The organism is Pseudomonas sp. 18.1.10 (assembly GCF_024655625.1).
GTDB lineage: Bacteria > Pseudomonadota > Gammaproteobacteria > Pseudomonadales > Pseudomonadaceae > Aquipseudomonas.
Window position 1 is genome coordinate 1 of the sequence record NZ_JANLGL010000387.1, and the last position, 2927, is coordinate 2927.

At 61.8% G+C, this 2927-nt stretch carries 3 protein-coding genes; all 3 read left to right on the top strand.

The annotated features are described in order from the left end of the window. Positions 1-143 precede the first annotated feature (143 nt). The 3 genes from cysT to NUV89_RS28955 are packed head-to-tail and all read left to right on the top strand — an operon-like array spanning position 144 to position 2832. Positions 144-962: a sulfate ABC transporter permease subunit CysT gene (gene cysT, locus NUV89_RS28945; RefSeq protein WP_257784012.1), complete on the top strand. Its 819-nt coding sequence runs from the start codon at positions 144-146 to the stop codon at positions 960-962. A gap of 13 nt (positions 963-975) precedes the next feature. Beyond that, a complete protein-coding gene (cysW, locus tag NUV89_RS28950) occupies positions 976-1848 on the top strand; it encodes a sulfate ABC transporter permease subunit CysW (protein WP_257784013.1) in 873 nt (290 codons plus the stop codon). Positions 1849-1851: 3 nt separating this feature from the next. After that, positions 1852-2832: a sulfate/molybdate ABC transporter ATP-binding protein gene (locus NUV89_RS28955; RefSeq protein ID WP_122489350.1), complete on the top strand. Its 981-nt coding sequence runs from the start codon at positions 1852-1854 to the stop codon at positions 2830-2832. Positions 2833-2927 lie beyond the last annotated feature (95 nt).

A 2927-nucleotide genomic window follows, 5' to 3' on the forward strand; every position in this document is an offset into this window, starting at 1 on the left:
CGACCAGATCAACCCCCCCCAGTAAGCGGGTGTTGGGGCGGGGGAGGTGGCCCCCCCCCCACACAAGGCCCGCTCCTACAGGGATAAGGAGCCCGCATTCGCTTGCGGGTTTTGCATGTCTGCTCCCCTAACCAAGGACTCTTATGTCGCGTCGTATCTCCCCCGTCATACCCGGCTTCGGGCTGACGCTGGGCTACACCGTGGTGTACCTCAGCCTGATCGTACTCATCCCCCTCGCGGCGATGTTTGTACACGCCGCTCAACTCACCTGGGATCAGTTCTGGAACATCATCTCCGCACCGCGCGTATTGGCGGCGTTGCAGTTGAGCTTCAGCACCGCGCTGTACGCCGCGCTAATCAACGGCGTGATCGGCACACTGCTGGCCTGGGTGCTGGTGCGCTACACCTTCCCCGGCCGCAAGATCATCGATGCGATGATCGACCTGCCCTTCGCCTTGCCCACCGCCGTGGCGGGTATCGCACTGACCGCCTTGTATACGCCGAATGGTTTCGTCGGCCAGTTCGCCGCCGACCTGGGCTTCAAGATCGCCTACACCCCGCTGGGCATTACCCTGGCGCTGACCTTTGTCACGCTGCCGTTCGTGGTGCGTACGGTGCAGCCGGTACTGGCCGACATCCCCCGGGAAATCGAAGAAGCCGCCGCCTGCCTGGGCGCCAAGCCGTTGCAGGTGTTCCGCTACATCCTCGTGCCGGCGTTGCTGCCTGCGTGGCTCACCGGTTTCGCCCTGGCGTTTGCCCGTGGCGTCGGTGAGTACGGTTCGGTGATCTTCATCGCCGGCAACATGCCGATGAAAACCGAGATCCTGCCGCTGCTCATCATGGTCAAGCTCGACCAATACGACTACCGCGGCGCCACGTCCATCGGCGTGCTGATGCTGGTGGTTTCCTTTGTCCTGCTGCTGCTGATCAACTTGTTGCAGCGGCGCATCGAACGTCCATAAGGAGGCGCGGAACATGTCCCAATCGTCTATTTCCGCCGCGTCCTCGGCCAACGCTGCCCGCCGTGGCAGCGCAGTGTCGCGACGTATCCTGATCGGCCTCGGCTGGCTGGTGTTCGTGCTGTTCCTGCTGTTGCCGCTGTTGATCGTGGTGACCCAGGGCTTGAAGAACGGCCTCGGTTCGTTCTTCACCGCGATCCTCGAACCCGACGCGCTGTCGGCGCTGAAACTCACGGTGATCGCCGTGGCGATTTCGGTGCCGCTCAACGTGGTGTTCGGCGTCAGCGCCGCCTGGTGCGTGAGCAAATACTCGTTCCGTGGCAAGAGCATCCTGGTCACGCTGATCGACCTGCCGTTCTCGGTGTCGCCGGTGATCGCCGGCCTGGTCTACGTGCTGATGTTCGGCGCCCAGGGCTTCTTTGGCCCGTGGTTGCAGGACCATGACATCCAGATCGTGTTCGCCTTGCCCGGCATCGTGCTGGCGACCATCTTCGTCACCGTGCCGTTCGTGGCCCGTGAACTGATCCCGCTGATGCAAGAGCAGGGCACCCAGGAAGAAGAAGCCGCACGCCTGCTCGGTGCGAATGGCTGGCAGATGTTCTGGCACGTCACCGTGCCGAATATCAAATGGGGCCTGATCTACGGCGTGGTGCTGTGTACCGCACGGGCCATGGGCGAATTCGGCGCGGTGTCGGTAGTGTCCGGCCACATTCGCGGCGTCACCAACACCCTGCCGCTGCACGTCGAGATTCTCTACAACGAATACAACCACGTCGCCGCGTTTGCGGTGGCCAGCCTGCTGCTGATCCTGGCGCTCTTCATCCTGCTGCTCAAGCAGTGGAGCGAGAACCGTATCAACCGCCTGCGCAACAGTGCCGGTGAGGAATAAGTCATGTCGATCGAAGTCCGTAATGTCAGCAAGAACTTCAACGCCTTCAAGGCCCTGAACAGCATCAATCTGGATATCCAGAGTGGCGAGCTGGTGGCGTTGCTTGGCCCGTCCGGCTGCGGCAAGACCACTTTGCTGCGCATCATCGCCGGCCTGGAAACCCCGGATGACGGCAGTATCGTGTTCCACGGTGAAGACGTCTCCGGCCACGACGTGCGTGATCGCAACGTCGGCTTTGTGTTCCAGCACTACGCGTTGTTCCGCCACATGACCGTGTTCGACAACGTTGCCTTCGGCCTGCGCATGAAACCGAAGAACCAGCGTCCGAACGAAAGCCAGATCGCCAGCAAAGTCCACGAGCTGCTGAACATGGTGCAGCTGGACTGGCTGTCCGACCGCTACCCGGAACAACTCTCCGGTGGCCAGCGCCAGCGTATCGCCCTGGCCCGCGCCCTGGCGGTGGAACCGAAGGTGTTGCTGCTGGATGAGCCGTTCGGCGCCCTCGACGCCAAGGTGCGTAAGGAACTGCGCCGCTGGCTCGCACGCCTGCACGAAGACATCAACCTGACCTCGGTGTTCGTGACCCACGACCAGGAAGAGGCCATGGAAGTCGCCGACCGTATCGTGGTGATGAACAAGGGCGTGATCGAACAGATCGGCTCACCGGGTGAAGTCTACGAAAACCCGGCCAGTGATTTCGTCTACCACTTCCTCGGCGACTCCAACCGCCTGCACCTGGGTGAAGACAACCACGTACTGTTCCGCCCCCATGAAGTGTCGCTGTCGCGCCACGAACTGGAAGACCACCACGCCGCCGAAGTGCGCGACATCCGCCCGTTGGGCGCGACCACACGCGTGACGTTGAAAGTGGAAGGCCAGAGCGAGCTGATCGAAGCCGAAGTGGTGAAAGACCACGACAGCCTCACCGGTTTGGCCCGCGGAGAGACACTGTTCTTCAAGCCCAAGGTCTGGCAAAAAGCTTAAAAACCCACCACCCGGCCAAATGTGGAATGGGATCAAACTGTGGGAGCGGGCTTGCTCGCGAAGGCGGAGTGTCAGTCAGTAGATTTACCGACTGA